Origin of the sequence: Treponema sp. UBA3813 (assembly GCA_002368605.1) — a bacterium.
Taxonomy (GTDB): Bacteria; Spirochaetota; Spirochaetia; order Treponematales; family Treponemataceae; genus Treponema_D.
On the sequence record DFEB01000065.1, the window covers coordinates 23,629 to 42,884 of the forward strand.

At 42.6% G+C, this 19,256-nt stretch carries 20 protein-coding genes; 2 read left to right on the plus strand and 18 right to left on the minus strand.

Going from position 1 to position 19,256, the window contains the following annotated elements; translation table 11 throughout:
• Positions 1–4: 4 nt before the first annotated feature.
• The 4 genes from B2089_RS09920 to B2089_RS09935 are packed head-to-tail and all read right to left on the minus strand — an operon-like array spanning position 5 to position 3,313.
• Positions 5–919, minus strand: a complete 915-nt coding sequence (locus B2089_RS09920) for a tetratricopeptide repeat protein (protein WP_296323583.1) — start codon at positions 917–919, stop codon at positions 5–7.
• Positions 920–921: 2 nt separating this feature from the next.
• A complete protein-coding gene (locus tag B2089_RS09925; RefSeq protein WP_296323580.1) occupies positions 922–1,851 on the minus strand; it encodes an MlaD family protein in 930 nt (309 codons plus the stop codon).
• Between the two features lie 15 nt (positions 1,852–1,866).
• On the minus strand, positions 1,867–2,529 hold the full coding sequence (locus B2089_RS09930) for an ATP-binding cassette domain-containing protein (protein ID WP_296323577.1): 663 nt from the start codon (positions 2,527–2,529) through the stop codon (positions 1,867–1,869).
• Between the two features lie 7 nt (positions 2,530–2,536).
• Positions 2,537–3,313: an ABC transporter permease gene (locus B2089_RS09935; protein ID WP_296323571.1), complete on the minus strand. Its 777-nt coding sequence runs from the start codon at positions 3,311–3,313 to the stop codon at positions 2,537–2,539.
• 159 nt (positions 3,314–3,472) lie between these two features.
• Between B2089_RS09935 and B2089_RS09940 the strand changes: the two genes are divergently transcribed.
• Together B2089_RS09940 and B2089_RS09945 are read left to right on the plus strand one after the other, a co-directional pair.
• Complete coding sequence (locus tag B2089_RS09940; RefSeq protein ID WP_296323567.1) at positions 3,473–4,783, plus strand: glucose-1-phosphate adenylyltransferase; 1,311 nt, start codon at positions 3,473–3,475, stop codon at positions 4,781–4,783.
• The gene (locus tag B2089_RS09945) at positions 4,783–5,196 is read left to right on the plus strand and encodes a J domain-containing protein (protein WP_296323564.1); all 414 of its coding nucleotides are present in this window, start codon (positions 4,783–4,785) and stop codon (positions 5,194–5,196) included. The genes B2089_RS09940 and B2089_RS09945 overlap by 1 nt, the downstream gene beginning before the upstream one ends.
• On the opposite strand, the gene B2089_RS09950 is transcribed toward B2089_RS09945, so the two are convergent.
• The 14 genes from B2089_RS09950 to B2089_RS10015 all read right to left on the minus strand — a co-directional run.
• The gene (locus B2089_RS09950) at positions 5,185–5,931 is read right to left on the minus strand and encodes a hypothetical protein (RefSeq protein WP_296323561.1); all 747 of its coding nucleotides are present in this window, start codon (positions 5,929–5,931) and stop codon (positions 5,185–5,187) included. The two genes, B2089_RS09945 and B2089_RS09950, sit on opposite strands and share 12 nt — an antisense overlap.
• Positions 5,932–5,937: 6 nt before the next feature.
• The gene (locus tag B2089_RS09955; RefSeq protein ID WP_296323559.1) at positions 5,938–6,270 is read right to left on the minus strand and encodes a hypothetical protein; all 333 of its coding nucleotides are present in this window, start codon (positions 6,268–6,270) and stop codon (positions 5,938–5,940) included.
• The gene (locus B2089_RS09960; protein WP_296323556.1) at positions 6,270–8,204 is read right to left on the minus strand and encodes a FapA family protein; all 1,935 of its coding nucleotides are present in this window, start codon (positions 8,202–8,204) and stop codon (positions 6,270–6,272) included. Before B2089_RS09960 ends, B2089_RS09955 begins: the two co-directional genes overlap by 1 nt.
• A 36-nt stretch (positions 8,205–8,240) precedes the next feature.
• Positions 8,241–9,038: an RNA polymerase sigma factor WhiG gene (gene whiG / locus B2089_RS09965; protein ID WP_296323554.1), complete on the minus strand. Its 798-nt coding sequence runs from the start codon at positions 9,036–9,038 to the stop codon at positions 8,241–8,243.
• 15 nt (positions 9,039–9,053) lie between these two features.
• Positions 9,054–9,833: a hypothetical protein gene (locus tag B2089_RS09970; protein ID WP_296323551.1), complete on the minus strand. Its 780-nt coding sequence runs from the start codon at positions 9,831–9,833 to the stop codon at positions 9,054–9,056.
• Between the two features lie 95 nt (positions 9,834–9,928).
• Positions 9,929–10,774, minus strand: coding sequence for a MinD/ParA family protein (locus B2089_RS09975; protein ID WP_296323549.1), 846 nt, complete (start codon positions 10,772–10,774; stop codon positions 9,929–9,931).
• A 2-nt stretch (positions 10,775–10,776) separates the two neighbouring features.
• A complete protein-coding gene (locus tag B2089_RS09980) occupies positions 10,777–12,072 on the minus strand; it encodes a flagellar biosynthesis protein FlhF (protein ID WP_296323546.1) in 1,296 nt (431 codons plus the stop codon).
• The gene (locus tag B2089_RS09985) at positions 12,065–14,209 is read right to left on the minus strand and encodes a flagellar biosynthesis protein FlhA (protein WP_296323544.1); all 2,145 of its coding nucleotides are present in this window, start codon (positions 14,207–14,209) and stop codon (positions 12,065–12,067) included. Before B2089_RS09985 ends, B2089_RS09980 begins: the two co-directional genes overlap by 8 nt.
• A gap of 25 nt (positions 14,210–14,234) precedes the next feature.
• Complete coding sequence (flhB, locus tag B2089_RS09990) at positions 14,235–15,338, minus strand: flagellar biosynthesis protein FlhB (RefSeq protein ID WP_296323541.1); 1,104 nt, start codon at positions 15,336–15,338, stop codon at positions 14,235–14,237.
• Positions 15,335–16,138, minus strand: a complete 804-nt coding sequence (gene fliR, locus B2089_RS09995) for a flagellar biosynthetic protein FliR (RefSeq protein ID WP_296323538.1) — start codon at positions 16,136–16,138, stop codon at positions 15,335–15,337. The genes flhB and fliR overlap by 4 nt, the downstream gene beginning before the upstream one ends.
• A gap of 21 nt (positions 16,139–16,159) precedes the next feature.
• Complete coding sequence (fliQ, locus tag B2089_RS10000) at positions 16,160–16,426, minus strand: flagellar biosynthesis protein FliQ (protein WP_296323534.1); 267 nt, start codon at positions 16,424–16,426, stop codon at positions 16,160–16,162.
• A gap of 10 nt (positions 16,427–16,436) precedes the next feature.
• Entirely contained in the window at positions 16,437–17,315 is an 879-nt protein-coding gene (fliP, locus tag B2089_RS10005; RefSeq protein WP_296323530.1) for a flagellar type III secretion system pore protein FliP, read from the minus strand.
• 1 nt (position 17,316) lies between these two features.
• The gene (locus tag B2089_RS10010; RefSeq protein WP_296323528.1) at positions 17,317–18,024 is read right to left on the minus strand and encodes a flagellar biosynthetic protein FliO; all 708 of its coding nucleotides are present in this window, start codon (positions 18,022–18,024) and stop codon (positions 17,317–17,319) included.
• A 412-nt stretch (positions 18,025–18,436) separates the two neighbouring features.
• Positions 18,437–19,256, minus strand: an 820-nt coding sequence (locus B2089_RS10015; RefSeq protein WP_296687112.1) for a hypothetical protein, incomplete at its 5' end; no start/stop codon positions are given.

Genomic DNA, 19,256 nt, shown 5'->3' on the forward strand with positions numbered 1-19,256 from the left:
TAAACTAATTCCTTGCATTAAGAATCTTCTCACCCCACAAGGCAAGTTCCTCAGATAATTTTTTTTCTTCGTCAGTAGGATTATCTTTTAAAAGAATTTTTGAATAAGCTATATAGTCAGAGGCAATTCCGCTTGTATTTTCGGCATCTTTATCGTATTTGAGAGCACTCTGAATCGCGGAAATCGCATCACTTTTTTTACCACCAAGAGAATAAGCGCGGGCAAGACAATACCAGTCTAAACCAATTTCAACAAGATAGCGGTCATTCGTGTGGATTCTAGCCGCCTCTGCAAAGTTTTTCTGAGCAGCATCATACATGCCGGCTGCCATGCAAACATCCCCTTCAGTACGATACAGATAAGCGTGATAATAAGGCTCTTTCTTAAGCAAAGGCCGGACAGATTCAAGAACTGAAAGATAGGAGCGACAGGAGTCTGAAGAAATTGAATTTGTATCAGAAGCAGCAAGTTCATTTTCAAGAAAAATTCGTGTTTCATATATGGAACAAAGTTTCGAGAAAAAGGCAGGATTTGAAGAACGGTTGGCGAGTTTTTTTGACTCCGCAAGGATTTCGTCCTTGGATTTCAGGAGAAAAACATCTTCATTTACCGAAGTTTGCCGTTCAGCAGCCGGGATTATCTCCGAAATATCAGGACACAGAATCTTAAAGACTATTCCGGAAAGAGTAACCTTACACAGCAAATCCGTGTTATCAACGGAAAGAGCCAGGGAGTATGCCGATGCAAGCAAATTGTAAGCGCGGGAATATTTCCCGGAAACAATGCTGTTATTCGCATCCTCAAGTTGAGAATAGGCAACCTGAGAATTGTCCGTCACAAGCATCGCCCGTTTTGGCGCAGAAGAGCAAGATAAAAAGAAAAGGCAGGAAAGAATTAAATAGAAAAATGCTTTTTTCATTTTTAGAAGTCCTCGCTTCTCAGTTGAGTTGTCGAAGATTTTCCCTTCGTTCGGTCAGGAACACCACCCCTTATGAGAGGATTATTTTTCACGCCGTCCAGAACATCCTGAACATCGAGAAGAGTCGCATTAAGTTGGACAAGAATCGAATTAACTTCAGGAGATGCATTGTTTATAAGGATATCTGCGGTTTCTGAAATAGAAGCAAGCTCCTCGGTAATAACCGCAACATTTGAAAGAGCATGATTCAAATTATTGGAAAGCTCTGGTCCCAGCAAAGAAGGAACTGCCCCCTGCTCATCATTAAGGCTGTCAGTAAGGAAAGCTAAATTTTTCGTAATATCGTTGACATTTGAGACAAGATCCTTGAGGGTTGAGTTCCCCCTTCCATCAAGCGCTCCATTCACCGTAAAGAGGAGCATATTGACATTATCAAGAACCGTGGAGACTTTTTTCATAAGTACGCCGATAGAATCTTCTTGACTATCCAGACGAATTTTTTTAGCAGCGATAATCTCACGGGCAGCGATAGAATCAATGCGATAAATCTCTGATTCAGAAGGAAGTAAGTCAGGTCCCTTTCCAGGATGGAAAATAAAGGAAGCGCCAAGACCAATCGGGCTCGTTATTAATTCTACGAGAGAATTTTCTTTTACATAATCAGCATATTCTCCAAGAATGTAGTAATCAACGCGAACATCATAGCCGTCAAGCTCAACCTTTTTGATTTTACCGATTGAGAAGCCCTTGTAAGTGACATCCATACCAGTCGAAAAGCCGGAGCCTGATGTAAAATAAGTATAATAATTGTTTTTTTTGGCAAACCAACTCTGCTTGGCACCGATTAAAAAAATAAAAAGAACAAGCGCGACAAGTCCAATCAATGAGAATAATCCGACAATCTGATCAGCATAACGAATTTTAAATTTCATACTTTTGCCTTTATTTTACTCACTTAATTGACCTTCTTCAATAACAAGAACCTTGCCAGCCAGAGAAGTAATGAATACAGAGCTATGGCTTACATAAATCACGGTTTTTCCCTCGTTCACAAAAGAATTAAGCAGGGACATAATAACCTCAACTCCTTTTCGGTCAAGTGACTCGGTACACTCATCCAGGAAAAGCACTTCAGGATTGTTTATAAGTGCTCTTGCAAATGCAATTCTTTTTTGCTCTCCCATAGACAAATCTGCGGGTCTGAGCTGAAGGGACCGGTCATACTTTACAATCGAACAAATCTCATGGATTCTTTCGAGACGCTGGGAATAAGTCATATCCGGATTGTGGGTTTGAAGAGGAAGATTCAGGTTCTGCTGAATATCCTGATTCGCCCACAAGGCAGAATCCTGAAAAACGAAGGCGCATTTCCGCCGGAACTCTTTGTTTTTTATATTATTCATCGACTGAATGTCAACGCCTTCATACAAGACCTTACCAGAAGAAGGAACGAGGATTCCGGCGATAAGTTTTAGCAAGGTTGACTTTCCGCCACCAGACTTTCCCGTCAATCCAACGACTGAGCCTTTTTCGATTTCAAGATTGACGCCCCTGATAATTTCCTGGTTACGAGACTTGAAGTAAAGGTTTTCCAGAGTAAAAAGAGCCATTTTAGCCTCACATTGAAGAAAGAACAATGATAACGACATCAGCCAGAATAATTCCGACAAAAGACTTTGAAACAGCCTGAATTCCAGCGACAGGAATTTCGGTAGAGGCGCGCTCGACATTAAAACCATAGTAGGTCGCAATAATTGAGACAATCATGCCAAAAATAAAACTTTTCAGCATTGAAGTGATAATCGTAAAGGCAGAGACCGTTTTCAACAGGTTCGTTACATAGCCGGCCGAACCAAGGGGACTAATAAATTGTGAGATAAGAGCCGGGCCAAGGAGTCCGCAGAGAGAAAAATAAAGATTCAAAAAAAACATAGAAAGTGTCACTCCTAAAAAACGCGGAGCGACAAGGTAATCTATAGGGTCAATTCCGCAGGCGACATAGCTTTCGATTTGATGCGAAGTGACCATTCCTCCAAGTTCGGTGGCTATAGCAGTTGCCGAACGGGCGATGACTACAAAGGCAACCAGGACAGGTCCAAGCTCCCGCATAATCAAAAGGGATAAAAGCCCATAAATCAAAGATTCCTGACCAATTGACTGCAAGAAAGAATAACCGATAATGAACATGGCAGAACCAAAGGCTGCCGAAAGGACTACGACAATGGGAAGGGCTTCAATAAAAGTGAACAAAAGCTGCATGACAAGAACTTTTCGAGCAGCCTTTTCTCTCTTTAAAAATCCGGTCGTACCAACAAAGACCTTTCCGATGTATCCCAAAAGATAAGGCAGAGAGACAAAATAAGAAGAGACCAAAAATCCGATTTTTTTTAGCATAAAAAAGCCGTCCGAAGAGGCTTTTACTATAATAGCACACTTTTTTTTATCAAACCACAAAATTCTGCTAGAAATAATTTGCAATCTCCTTTTTTTGGGGTTATGATTATTGAATAGACATTAAAAATACACAATTAAATTTTCAGGAGCGTATACATTATGGCAAATTCAAAAGAACCACGAGTTTTGGCAATCATCTTGGGCGGCGGTAAAGGAACACGGCTTTACCCTCTTACAAAAGAACGCTCCAAGCCGGCAGTTCCTTTCGGTGGCAAATACCGAATCGTTGACATTCCAATCTCAAACTGTATCAATTCAGGCTACCGCAAGATTTATCTTCTCACGCAGTTTAACTCGGCTTCACTACACCACCACATCACAAGCTCATACAATTTCGACCATTTCTCAAAGGGCTTCGTAGAGATTCTGGCAGCAGAGCAAACACTGGAACACTCAGGCTGGTTTGAGGGCACGGCAGACGCAGTCCGAAAAAACATGGTTCACTTCCGCTCACAGAACCCGACCCACTACATCATTCTCTCTGGCGATCAGCTCTACCGCATGGATCTCAAGGCCTTCATGGACAGTCATATCGCAAGCGGCGCTGACATCACGATTGCCACCACAGCCGTAAACGAACGGGACGCAACTGGTTTCGGCATCATGAAAATCGACAACAAGCAGGCCATCACTGAATTCATCGAAAAACCATCAGTCGATGTCTTAAAGAGCGGCAACTGGAAGATTCCCGCAAATGCCCGCGGAGACTTGCCGGCCGAAAAGGAATATCTCGCCTCAATGGGCATCTACATCTTCAACGCAAAAACAATGGAAGAAATGCTGGACAACGAATTCACTGACTTCGGCAAAGAGATTATCCCCCGCGCAATCAAAAACAAAAAGGTCAACTCATACATCTTCGACGGCTACTGGGAAGACATCGGTACAATCCGCAGCTTCTACAACTCAACCTTGGATCTCACCCTTGACCATCCTCCATTCAACTTCTACGACGCGGACGCACCGATTTACACACACATGCGAAACCTTCCGCCGCCAAAAGTCAACGGGGCTCCGCACATCGAAAATTCCCTTCTCACAGAAGGATGTATGATCATCAACGCAAAGTCAATCACAAAATCTGTCATTGGCGTAAGGACGATTATCCGAGAAGGCAGCGAGCTTGACGGCGTAATCACTATGGGCGCAGATTTCTACGAAAACGAAGAGGCAAAAGCCGACAACAAAAAGGAAGGTCGTCCAAACATTGGAATCGGAAAGAACTGTAAGATTGCAAAAGCCATCATCGACAAAGACGCGGCTATCGGTGACAACTGTAGCATCAATGTAAGCGGCAAAGTCTACCCTGACGGCGAAAACAAACTCGACAACGGAGTTTCATTCTATAGTTCAGAGGGAATCATCGTCATCCGAAAAGGCGCGGTCATCCCGTCTGGCACAGTAATTTAATGACAATGTTCGACAAGCTGGGCGATTTGCTCAGCGAAGCCCTCGAAAAGGGTGAACTTCCAAAATCCGGGGAGACTTCTCAAAACGAAAGAATTGAGAATACATTCTCGGATTTTAATTTTATACAAAAAGAAGCAGAAAAAGCATCTCCCCCGCCCGCTCAAAAAACAAAAAAAAGGATTCCTGCCGAAATCAAGGCGGCATTTGATTTTATCGGAATAAGCGAAGAGGCGGATTTTGACTCGGCAAAAAGAATCTACCGCGAAAAATTAATGTATTATCATCCCGACAGGCGAAACGATAATCCAGTTTTACAAAAAGTAGCGAAAGAAAAAACTGCACAACTCTTAAAAGAATGGAAACTAATCGAAAACTGGTACGAATCAAATAAAGCAAAAAAATTAAAATCCTAAGTCCATATCAATAACAAGCTGCACTTCTGTCGTGGAACTATTCAATTCACGCGCAATTTCCTCTACTGAATGACCGGCATAATGCAAATCCCTGACAAGCTCACCGAATTTCTTTTGCGGATGTATAGGATCGTCCGCATAGCTCACATTTCCACCAATAACAGGAACACTGGCATACGAAGAGCCGTCACTTTCAACGGTAAAAGTAGTACCTGTATCAGAGACAATGCTCTTGTTATCATCGGCCTCTGCCTGTTCAAACAAATCACCCTGAACATCACGACCATGCTTAACATGCCGATTTCCTTCATCAGTTATCTCATAACGATTTCCCGACTGCAAGCCTGCTGAAATATTCTGAGTTTGAAGATACTTTTGAGCTGCCCTTTCAGAAGCTGAAAATCCAGACTGAGATGATTTTTTCGCATTAACAACTGAATCGATTTTTTGCTGATAAGAAAGAGCACTTTTCTGGCTTTCTATTTCTCGTTTTGCCGTCTCAATATGCCGGTCAGCTTCTGCAACAACAAGTTTAAGCTGTTTGATTCTATCCTCGATGAGTTCAATGTTTCGGCCGGCATTTCTGTTCATATCAGCAATCATATTATCCATTTCTTCCCTGGTCGAAGCGATGATATCATCTGTAGAAAAAAGCTTCTTGAATTTTAGGATAATCGTAATCCAAAGGCTTATATTCAATACACAAAAAAAAGCCGCAATAAAAACAACTGCCATTAGTTATTACCTTTCAATATCAATATGAATGCCTAGATAAGACTCGCGGATTTCTGACTCTCGCCGCGGAAGCCCCTCTTCCTGATTATCTTTTTGTTTTTTCTTTGAAGAGGCTCCGCCACCGCTTCCTTGATGCCCCTCATCGTTTATTCCGCTTGACTTCGCCTCATTATCTGCAGCCTTATGAACTTGAGCCGCTTTCTCTGCATTTTGCTGAATTATCTTTGATTCCTGAAGCTGCTGCGCAAGCACCACTCCTTGTTGCTGATGAGAAACGGTTCGGGCTACATTGTTCATATTTGCATACATTGTCTGCAAATCAAGCGGCGAAACACTCATTAGCTATAACCCTCCGGACCTTTTATATCATCCATATTAGGTTGCTCATATTTTCCGCGCCGAACAAATCCGTTTTCGTAGAAGAATGTAACACTCTTCGTATCTGCTCTAACCTCGTCTTTTTCGTCACGAACAAAGATTTTCACGCCGGAATAAACAGTTCCTGACGCATAAACTTTTCCGATATTTTTGAGTTCCCGAAGCCGAGCCTGAATCTGCTCAATTTCTTCATTATATTTAATATTCTCTTCAATTATTTCATTCTTCTGCTCATTGAGAGATACAAGACTCTCTTCTTTTTCTTTTGGAAGAGACTTTCGTACCTTTTTCATATTTTCAAGAGTTGAAATATTAAGCTCAAGTTCATCAAGTTGCTTAATATTGTTATTCTGCATCTCAAGCAACTCTTCCAATCTCTTTTTAGCCCTCGGATCGAAACCTACAGAAATAGTTGTTTCCGTACCACCGCCTTCAGAGCCAATATTCTTAGCAATAACGGCCTCTGTAGCAAAAACATTTCCGCCCGTAATCTGGGCTCGTTTTCCATTAAGTATAATGCGTTTTTGGGCCGAGACCTCACTGTTCATGATTGAGTCTGTTACAATGACATTTTCTTCAACCTGAACAGTTGTATTCTGAATGAATTTTGCCCAAAGAGAGCCGCCACAGACGATTTTTCCTTCGTCTCGACCGATGATACCTGAAGAAACGATGATATCGCCGTCCGATTCAAGCGTACACTTTCCGACAGTGCCAGAGACTTCGATATTTCCAGAAGCCTTGACATTGAATCCATCTTCGACCGCACCTTTGACAATAACAGTTCCGAGGAAGGTAATGTTTCCTGTTTTGATATTGACGCCATCGACTTCCATAATTGGCTCAACACAAATTTTATCATTTATAAGAAGAACCTGACCGTTGGCATCTGCAAGAATCGTGCGTCCATCCGTATCGACACGGACATTTTTTCCAAGAGGGAGCTGGATATCCTTGCCATTTTTCGCCTCAAGATAACGACCGTAAAGCGTCTTTCCAGCCTTTCCCTGCTCTGCAAGCATTTTCTGCGCAAGCGGTTGTCCTTCGACTACATTCTGGATAAGGTTAAGTTCCTTAAAATCGACCTGACCATTCGCCGCCTGTTTTGCGCGAAGTTTTGATCGGTCTGTCTCAAAGTTGTATGTAATATAAGCGTCTTTTCCGTCAATCGGCAAAATTGCTTCAGCAACAACGACTGGTTCATTATAAATCGGGCGATCGACAAGAGCCTGAATTTTCTCTTTTGAGATGCCGGCGACAACTCCTTGCTGCCCAAGGGCCTTTTCAATTGCTTCGGCCGTTACATCAGCTCCGCCCAAAGACGGAGGATTGATTGTTGCCGTTGCCTTTAACTCATCGCTTGAAATGTCAATAACGAAAATCGCGTCGGCAGAGGCCTCATGATTGTACTCTCCGACAGCTTTATACTCATCATCAGTTCCGTTTTTGACAAGCGAGCGAACAAGGTCTTCATCAAAACTCTTTGTATCAGGGCGTTGCAAATCTTCAATGACAACATCCTCAATGACAGGAACTCCTTCACCCACAGGCAAAGTAACCTTGAGCATGATTTCTGGACCAAAATGATGGATAAAGTATTCGCCGTTTTTTGAAACAATTTTTTCGATATTCTCTTCGTCTTCTGATTCGATAATCTCGCCGTTCTTACCCACAACGACTTTTTTAACCATGTCAGGATTCTGATAAACTTTCAAAAACCAGGGTTTCTTTGCAATTCCTAAAAAACCATCAAAACCTCGCTCGATGACTTCATACTCAAGATTAGAAACTTTCGTATCAAACTGCACGGCAGCATCAGCCAAAGCCTCGTCGAGCGTATCGGCACGCACCTCAACACACTCAATATCTTTGTCTTTTGAGAGAAAGTCTGCCATATCCTTGCGAATTATTTCGAGCGTTATCATAAAAAATTAGAAAATTCCCTTTCTGAAATTAGTAAGTTTTGCACGCAGATGCAAGTTTGCGTTCGAATGAAGCTGTGAAATACGAGACTCGGACACATCGAGAACCTGACCGATTTCCTTAAATGTTAAGTCTTCATGATAGTACAAAACAATGACCATTTTTTCTTTTTCGGGAAGCTCGTTAATTGCCTGTATGATGACCTTTCGAATTTCCTCACGCTCGACCTGAACATCAGGATTAAGGCTCTGGGGGGATTCAATTGAATCTCCGATTGAAAGATGATCCGAATCATCTCCTGAATACCAGACATCATTGAGAGAAAGGACAGATGTACCGCTAACCTTCATAACCGTATGCTGGTACTCTTCCAAAGAGAGATTCATTTCTTTTGCTATTTCTTCATCAGTTGCAGGACGAGAAAGCCGTGACTCCAAACCCGCAATGACATCTTCGATTTCACGGGATTTCTGACGAACAGAACGAGGAACCCAGTCAAGCTGACGCATTTCATCAAAAATCGCACCACGGATTCGGGTAACAGCATAAGTCTTGAATTTTACTTTTTTATCTAAATCGTATTTGCTAATTGCATCAAGAAGTCCGAACTGTCCGAAACCGACCAAATCATCGAATTCCATGCTCGCTGGCAGACCAACCGAAACCTTACCGGCAACATATTTTACCAAAGGCATATACTTTCGGATGATTTTGTCGCGCAGAGCCGCAGATTTGGTCTTTTTAAATTCTTCCCAAAGTGCGTCTTCTTCTTCATCATTAATAATTTGCGTTTTTGTATTATCCATATTCACACCTTTGTATTAATTATCCTGTGCCAATAATGTCTGAATAGCTTTCGCCATAACATTTGTATCTCCGCTAACAGGCTGCTCTTTTAAAGGAGCTCCACCCGAAGCAAATTCCGAGTCGCTTACAACCTCATTTACAGAATCAAGAACAGAATCTGATGAGGAATCAGAGGGACTCTCACTCATCGAGCTGATATCAGGCAATTCGTCCAACTGCTCAATCGAATTTGAATCAGCAGCAGGAGCCGAAGCAGGAGCGGGTTCTTGCTTTGACTGCGCCTGTGTATCAGCCAAACTTACTGGTTTAAATGAAGAATCATTCTGACCAGAATTATTATCTACGGCAGCAGATGGCTGCACTGCAGGAGCTTCCTGTGGTGAAGGAGCCGCAGAAATACTTTCGGGACTTTTCGATTGGGCTTTGACAGGCTCTTCTTTTTTTACAGCTTCATCAGATTTAGCCAAATCACCGACATGTTTGCTCATAATCGTAAATTTTGGAGCCAAGCCATCATCAGAAAGATTTGAATCGTCAACAACAATATTTACGACACCGCCAGAAGTCGTTTTTTGGGAAACAGTTTCAGCCTCAGCAGAAAAACCGCCGTTATCATTGGAAAGAAATTTTTGATACAGGAAAGTGACGCCGATGCAGAGAGCAGCAAAAACCAGCGCAAAGGAAAAAGCACGGATTAAAACATGCGAAAAACGGACATCGGAAAGCAATCCAATAAAAAAAGACAGAAAAAACCCGATACAAGCCGAGACGCATATATTTTTCGGGTTTATCATATTTTCCTCCCATATAAGAGTTTAAATCAGAAAATTCATTCGGTCAAGTTTTTTATCATTTTTGCCGCCACTTTTCTGAAAAAGAACTGAAATAACTAGTTTTTCCGCAAGAATTTTTTGAGGAAGCTGGAAACTCCTTCTGAAGTTCCATTATCGCTTTTCTCGATTCGTCCGACGATGTGCTTAATACACTGGGCAGGCTTTGAAGTCGGATTTACAACGATAAATGGCTTTTGTCGGATAACCGAAGCTTGAACGACCGGATCATCATATACGAAGCCGATATAATCCACCTTGTAGTTAAGGAATTGAGCGGCGATGTTTATGATTCGCTCTGAAATGCGTTTTCCTTCGTCAGCAGAGTGAACGCGGTTTACAAGCAATTTAATGTTCGTCTCGCGGTCAACAAGCTCGGTGGTAATGATTTTGATGATGCCGTAGGCGTCGGTAATTGCCGTTGGCTCCGGAGTCGTGACGACATAAACCTCATCGGCGGCAGCGACAAACTGGAGAACATTGTTTGCGATACCAGCACCTGTATCAATAAGGATGATGTCGGCGTTACCCAGCATAGCGAACTGCTTTGCGAAATAATCCAGCTCATCCACAGTGAGGTTAGCGATTTTTGAGAAACCGTTGGCTCCTGCGATAAATTTAATCCCGAATTCTGTGTCGGTGATGATTTCCTGCATGGTCTTCTGCTTGTTGATGACTTGCATGAGATTATACTGGGGGACGATGTTCATAAGAACATTTACATTGGCCATTCCCAAGTCACCGTCAATAAGAATGACTTTCTTTCCCTGCTGGGCATAGGCAATCGCCATATTAACGGAAAGATTTGACTTTCCGACACCGCCCTTACCGCTCGTAATAGCGATAATCCTTGTCTTGCGGTTATTAGACATCATTTCTTTGAGTTCCTGTGCCTGATCTTCCATAATTATTTATCCTCCGGGAATGTCTCATCTATATGCTTGCGGTCAATAGTGAAATCATGTAAATTTATTAAGAATCGAACGACAGACGCGCGCTCAATATTTTTCGTGACAGTTTGTCCGTCAGTGATATATGAAACAGCCTTTCCTTTTTCAGAAAGAACGCTGATTACATTTCCGATTGCAGAAGTCTCGTCCCATTTCGTAATAATTACAGAAGAGAAATTAAAGACTTCATAATTCTGAATGATTGAAATTAAATCACGGGCTTTTGACGAAGCCGTGGCAGCAAGGTAAACATCAGGATGAATCCCCTGCACTTCCAGCATTTTTCGCATTTTTCCGAGGTTTTCAAAATCTTTGGGACTGTATCCTGGCGTATCAATAAAAAGAACATCAAGATTATCCTTGTAGGTTTCAAAGATTTTCTTTACATCGGCGGCAGTCTCAGCCTTGTCAACTTCAATTTCCATGACATCACCGTATCTTTTGATTTGCTCAACGGCACCAACCCTGGTGTGATCAGTAGTAAGCATTCTTACACGGGGACGAGGTTCATTTTTTTCATGAGCCTCTTTGATAAGATTAACGGCAAATTTTGCTATAGTAGTCGTTTTTCCAACTCCAGTAGGACCAACTACGATAACTACATGGGGATATGTATGGGGAATTTTTGGAGCAATTTTAACAGACTCACCAATCCAGTCAACGACTTTTTTTTGCACATAGTCAAAATCCTCAAGTTCATCGACAGACAGTTCTGAACGCAGTCTTGTGGTAATTTTATTTATATATGCAAATGTGAATTCATTTTCTTGAAGCAAATCCTCGATTTTTTGAATAGACAAAGGTTTATCACCAGCGTTTGTGGCGGCAGCGATATTTTTCATATTCGCTTCCATTATTTTTTTCATTTCATCGAGTTTTTTATCCAGCGTTGCAATCTGAAGCGTATTAGTAACGCTACTTCCTGCTTTCGTAAGAATCTCATCACGGCTTTTTTGAAAAGATTCCTGTGATGACAAGGGTTTCGGCTGACCAATCGTATACCTAACCTCGTAATATTCACGCTGTCCAAAAAGGCCACCGAGAATACCGGGTTTCAGAACCTGCCTCTGTCCCCAGATTTTGTAATTATGCTGGTACAAATTGAACAATTTCTGCTTACATTCCTCAACACTCTTTCCAACAATGACCTGAGTCTCTTCGTCATTTCGGGCATATCCGGTAATACCAGAATATGCAGGAGTTGTTTTTGGATTATTCTTATCAGCAGATAAAGCAAAACCGTCGTTATACATTTATTTCTCCAAGAATCTCCAAATTAACATTATTTCCAGCCGCAACAACTTCATTCAGTGAAAGCACGACAGTTCCTGGCATTTCCCTGCAAAGTGAATTGTGCACAAGCTGACGGAGTTCGGCAGTACCGCAGAGCAAAATAGGGAGGTAATTTCGCTCACGAACCGATGCCATAGCTGAGCTAACGGCGCTTATCCACTTGCGTCCGTCAACAGGATCGAAAGCCACGAAAGGCTGTCCGCCGTCATTCGGAACCACACAATGGCTCATAATCTTCTCAGCGGCAGACTGCGAGACCTGAAGAACACTGAGTTTTTTATTCGGGTCACGGCTGTCTACATATTGCAAGCAGATTTGAAGACCGAGGGCTTCACGCACTTTCTCCACAAGGAGCCAGTTATTATGCGGCATGTTACCATAATTTGCCAAAGTTTCGAGGATAGCGACGATATTACGGATAGAAACCTGCTCTTTAAGCAAGCCTTGAAGAACACGCTCAATGTCGCCATAAGTGTATTTGTATGTATTAAGGACTTCATCAACAACAACAGGATTCGTTTCTTTAATTTTGTCGATAATAGCCTTTGTCTCAAGACGACCAAGAATCTCTGCCGCATGAGAACGAATAATCTCAGTGATGTGAGTTGCGATAATAGTCGGAGGGTCAACAACGGCATAACCAGCATTTTCTGCCTCAGAACGCTGCTCTTCACTAACCCAAATAGCAGGAACACCAAATGCAGGATCGGTCGTAGCCTCGCCTTTAAGCTCTTCGGTAACAGAACCCGTATTCATGCACATATAATAACCCATTTTAATACGAGAACGACCAGCCTCAATTCCCTTGATTTTAAAGCTGTACTCATCAGGAGCAAGGGTCATATTATCGATGATACGGATTTTCGGAACAACCAAGCCCAAATCCAGGCCTGCTTCACGGCGGATTCGAGTGACTCGCTCAAGAAGTTCCGCGCCTTTTTCTTTGTCCACGAGAGGAATAAGAGCATAGCCCAGTTCAAGGCAAAGGGCATCGAGAGGAACTACAGGGCTGACCTCACCATTTTCTCCGGCCGCTTTCTTGTTTTTTGCGTTCTGCTCTTCCTCAAGCTTTTTAGCAAAGGAAGCCTTCTCACTACGAACAAGACGATAACCGTAAAAGACAAAAAGCGCACCAACAGGAAGCAAAAGATACCAGGGAAAGTTGGGAATAAGGCTCATTAGAGCCAGGGTAACGCCAGTAATAATGTAGACATAACCGCTTGCCGTAAGCTGTTTTTTAAGCTGATCACCAAGGACTTCGTCACTTGAATTGCCGGTAACGATAAGACCTGTGGCAAAAGAAAGCAAAAGCGACGGAAGCTGACCGAGAAGGCCGTCACCAATGGTAAGTCGTGAATAAGTGCTTGCCGCGTCCCCAAACTGCATTCCACCAATAGCGACGCCGGCAATGATTCCCGCAATCAAGTCAATGGCCGTAATGAAAATACCGGCCTTAACATTTCCGCTGACGAACTTTGAGGCACCGTCCATGCTTGAGTAAAAGTCGATATCCCGCTGAATGGCGGCTTTTTTGTCACGAGCCTCTTCGTCCGTGATATAGCCTGAATTGAGTTCAGAATCGACGGCGAAGAATTTCTGGTTCATGGCGTCCAAACTGAATCGGGCTGCGACCTCAGAAACGCGGGTGGCACCCTTTGTGATGACGATGACCTGAATGATAATGAGGATGATAAAAATCACCATACCGATGACCAAACCTGTCGTTGACGGACTCATCGGATTGTCACCAGTTACAATAGAAGAAAAGGCTTTCAGCATGTTGCCGGGAAAGTTACGGTAACCGGTTGCAGAAGCCTTTGTGAGAATCAATCGCGTGGAACACACATTAAGGGCAAGGCCATAAAGAGTGGCAAAAAGCAAAACGCGGGGAAAAGATGTAAAATCAGAAGATTTGGGCGTATAAAGAACAACGAGAAGAACTATAACAGAAATTGAAATGTTTATAATCATAAGGAAGTCCAGAAGGACTCCCGGTACGGGAATCAAAAGCATGAGCACGACAGCAATTGCAGCTGCGGCTACAGCATGATTCTCAATGTTCCCCAAAACATTTTTTAAATTAAAACGGCTCGCCATTCAAATCCCCACCCGAAATAGCTCACTACTTTTTATTAAATTTTTCCAGATGACTATAAATCGTTGCAATAGCAGAGAAATAGTCACTAGGTATTATATCACCGATTTCAGTTTCTGCATAGAGCCCGCGGGCCAAAGGACGATTTTCTACGATAGGAACATCGTTTTCTTTTGCAATCTCACGGATTCTGAAGGCAAGATTATCGCTTCCCTTCGCCATAACTTGCGGTGCGTCGGAAACGGCCTGATCATACATGAGCGCGACCGCAAAATGGGTCGGGTTCGTGATGACAACATCGGATTTTGCGACCTGCTGGGGCATATTCCGTTGCAAAAGTTCCCGTTGAGCAGCCTGCAAGTGAGCTTTTACCTCAGGGTCACCTTCCATCTCCTTGTACTCCTGCTTAACTTCCTGCTTGGTCATCTTCATGCTCTCGATGAACTGCTTGCGCTGCACAAGATAGTCAGGAATGGAAATTCCAAGGAAAATGATTGCACAGGCAGCAAGAATTTGGGCCGCTGTCCATGCAATTTTCCCCACAGCGTGATGAACGCTGGAAGCATTTATAAATTCAAGAATTATGTTTATATTCAGGCGAATTATCATAAAGGAAACAAAGCCTACCATTCCAACCTTAACAAATGATTTCGCTACATTAAACCCACCTTCAAATGAAAAAAGTGTCTTTTTAAGATATTGACCAATTCGCGGAGTAATTTTAGAAAACTGAGGCTCAATGGGCTTCGTTGAAAAAATAAAACCCCTGTTCTGAATCAGATTAGCCAGAACTCCAGCGACAATACCACACAAAGCAAGTGGCAGAACCATTTTTGCAAGGGAAATCAAAAAGTGATAAAAGAAGCGTTTTTGCAGCATCTCCGTTTCAGTCGCATGGGTAAAATAAAAAACAAGGATTTCCTCAAACCAGCGCCAGAAATAAGGAGCGGCAATGATAAGCACGATTACCGTTACGAGCATAACAAGCGCAGAACAAAGCTCCTGACTTTTTGCAACCCGCCCCTCTTCACGCGCCTTACGGAGTTTATACTCGGAAGGCTCTTCCGTTCGTCCCTCGTCTTCAGCAGCAAACCACTGAAGATCAATGAATTCGAATTCTTCCCCGCTCATGCTCCACCTCCGACAATCGTAAACAAACGCTGAAGGCTTGCAAATCCTGCTTCAAAAGAATGAATGAAGAATTCACAAATTTGAGGAAAAACAACAGTGATTATAAAGAATGAAGTCAGAATCATAATCGGAAAACCTTCGCTCATAAGGTTCATTTGAGGAGCAGCTTTCGAAAGGATTCCCATAGTCACCGAAATAAGCAGAAGAGTTCCCATAATCGGGAGAGAAATAACAAAAGCATCAGCGAACAATTTCGTAAGTCCACCGAGCAAAAATTGAATCATATTCTCACGCTGCAACACAAGATTCAGCGCATTGAGAGAATCGAAACTTGAGAGCAAGGCCTTTGAAAAAAGCATAAGAGCCCAATCGCTCTGCAAGAAAATGAGCATGGCGACAAGATTAAAGAACTGCCCCATCAAAGGATTCTCAACTTGAGAAAGAGCATCATAAACTTCAGAGGCGGAAAATCCCATCTGAAAGGCAAAAAACTGACCCGCAGAACTGAAAGCAGCAAAAATAATCGTCACATAAAAACCAGTAAGAATACCGATAAGACCTTCACCAACAAGCAGGGCGACATAAGGCAGCGACAAAGCTCCGTCATAGGCAATATAGGGCGCATATACAGAAAGATCCACATGGGGAAAAATAAGATATGCCATATAGCCGGTAAAAGCCACTTTTGCAACGCGAGAAACATTTCGGATAGAAAAAAGCGGAAGCGTCATAATCATAGCAAAGCAACGCACCGCAATAAGGAGAAAAATCGGAGCATTCGTTAGAATCCGCTCTAACATAATTCAAGCACCACTTTTCTGCTAAGAAATGTTCCGAATTTGAGAAAACAAGTTGACCGTATAGTTGCCCATCATAGAGAACATCCAACCACCAAAAAGCGCAAGTATCAAAAGAATCACAAGCATTTTAGGTAAAAAAGTAAGCGTCTGTTCCTGAATCGAAGTAGTCGCCTGAAAAATTGCGACAATGAGACCAACGATGAGAGCCGCCCCAAGAACAGGAGCGCACAGGATAAAAACCTGAAAAACAGCCCCTCTCATAAGATTTACGATAAGCCCTATAGACACTTCTTACCTCCTAACGAATCACAGACAAGAAAAGCTGTTGCGTCAGCAAGCCCCAACCATCAACCATGACAAAAAGCATGAGTTTAAATGGCATGGAAATCTGAACTGGAGGGAGCATCATCATGCCCATACTCATGAGAATACTAGCAACAACCATATCTATGACAATAAATGGAATATACAGGAAAACACCTATTTGAAAGGCCACTGTAAGTTCATGAAGAATATAAGCAGGAACAATCACATAAGTGGGGATATCCTCTGGTCCGTTTGGAGCCGGAAGATTCGCCATAGTAAGAAAGGTGGAAATATAACGAGAGCCCATGCTTCCATCAGGCTGCTCAACGACTGTCTGCCGTAGCATAAACTCTCGGAGAGGAGCCTCTGCTTCTCGGTAAGCCTGCTCGATAGTAAGCTCGCCGTTCGAGAGCGGGCGGAAAGAGTTGTTGTAAACACGCTGCAAGGTCGGGAACATGATAAAAATCGTCATAAAAAGCGCGATTCCGTTCAAAACCGATGTCGGCGGAACCTGCTGAAGGGAAAGAGCACGCTTAATAAAATCAAGCACGATTGAAAAACGCAAAAAACATGTGGTAAGAATCAGAAGACTTGGAGCAAGAGTAAGAACCGTGAGCAAAAGAAGGAGCTGTACCGAAAAGGCAATCTGCTCGCCCGACTGAGGACGGGTAATATTCACATCGATGTTGGGAAAGTCAAGTCCGCGAACCTGCCCACTCATCTCAGTTCTTCCATTCGTCGAGCCCTGAGGGAAATTGCTATTCTGACTTGACTGAGAAGCTACCGGGAAAAGGCAGAAAACTGAGATAAAAGCGGCGAGCACGATTTTCGGAAGCCATTTGTGAAAGGAGATTGAAATCGCATCTTTCATTTTACTCGCCCCCTTCCTCATTCTCGTTGAGCCTCTCGCGCTGACGGCGGAGCGACTCTGAGGCGTTCCATGCGCTAGAGCCGAATACATTCTCGCCCTTGCTTTGCGCCCCGCCGCCAGGCATGAAAATATTGAGTATATCATTGAATGAGCGCGGTCGTTTGGTATTGTCTTTTTTGTCGGCGTAAAGATTCATGGAATTCACAAGTTCCTGATCCGTGATTTCTCCCACAAGATTGACAGCATTATCCGATACGCCAAGAATGTATGCGTGGTCTAAAATCGTGACAACATCGACCGAACGGCTTGCGCTCAAAGCAAGATGGGAGACATGGCGCAAAAACGGGTCGTCAGAATTTGAAAGCTTAGTTCCACGCTTCAGTACCCTTATGGCAAGATAGGCGGCAGCAAGAACAAGAGCGAGGGCAAATACCATACGGAAGAAAAGGCCGATTGATGACGGCTGACTTTGACTCTGCTCGCCACCGCTTGACCAGTTCCAGTTTTGTGCCGAAAGATTTGAATTTTGATTTGAAGAATTTGAAGAAAAATCTTGAGACTCCACCGAAGATGAAGAAATCTCGGTCATTGCAGAAGAATCAGTCGTTTGATTTGAATTTTGCGCAAAAACAGAAAATTGCGCCGAAGAAAGCAAAAAAGCCAAAAGCGAAGCCAAAACCCGCTTGCGGCAAAGAAACTTTTTTGTCATTTTACCCACCTAACATGATTATAGCAAAAAAAAAAGCATCTGTCGAATGTTTTTTGACAGATGCTTGAAAGATTTTTAGATTTTTCGGCTATCGCCCCAACTCCCGCAAACGCCTATTGTTGTGACTAAGACAGGGCGAAAATTCCACTATACAGCGGGATTTGGGAAAGACTATACGAATAAACCGTTTTAAACTTATATTTTTTGTCACCTCCACCAATTTCTATCATTTCTTACCCAAAAGAATAGCAATATAGCATAAATTACAAAAAAAATAACCTTGAAAATAATCGAACTTGTCCTGTCATTAAATAAATGAATCTTATCAATTTCTATTGAAATAAAAACAGAAATCAGAAGAGCGATTAGCGTGATTGTTAGCCATTTTATGAAAGAAGGAAATTTTCTCATGTCAATCACCATAATGCACAGTTGATTTTTTTAATTCATTTTTTATATCTAAGGCTGCAGGTACAATCGATTCTCCAGTCACACCAACAGACCCCGCCCATTTTGGCTGATGCATATTAAAATTCGATTTTGTTCCTGTCAAAACATTTGTAATCTGTCCTGATGTCGCAGTATTTACAGCAATGCAACCTTCTGTAATACCTGTAAATAAAAGGGCTGTTGTTGCGCCATCGGTCATTTTATTTAATGTATCACCAAAATTTTGTTCTTGTCCTTTTATACCTTTAGTTGCGACATCTTTTAATCCTGCATCAACTGCACCTGAAGCTGTATTTATCAAAGTTGTTTTTAAGGCCACTTTTGCAATTTCTTTTGTACCTTCTTTTGCTGCAAGTGAAATAACAGCCTTTGAGGTCGATGTTGCTGCTTTTACAGCAATTCCTGAAACACCAGAAGTCGCAGCCCCTATTGCGGCAGATGCTCCCATAACAGCCCATGATTTTCCACTTGTAAATGTATTTTTAGCAGCTTCAGAGAGCGACTGCCCACTCATCATTTTTTCACCAATTTCAGAAACTGCAGCTGTAACAAAGCCAATGGCAGCCCCTATAACAAAGTTTACAACTTTCCCATCCGGGTCTGTATACTTGACAGGATTGTTTGCGGCATAGGCATACAAATTGCCATTTGAGGGAAGAAGCTGCTTTTTCCCGCGTGTTTCCATGCTCCGCACGGCCGAAAGCCAGCTTTTTGAGGAATTCTGATAAAATTTTCTCTCAGTCTCAGTCATTTTCTCTCCGATTATACCATGTTTTTTTGCA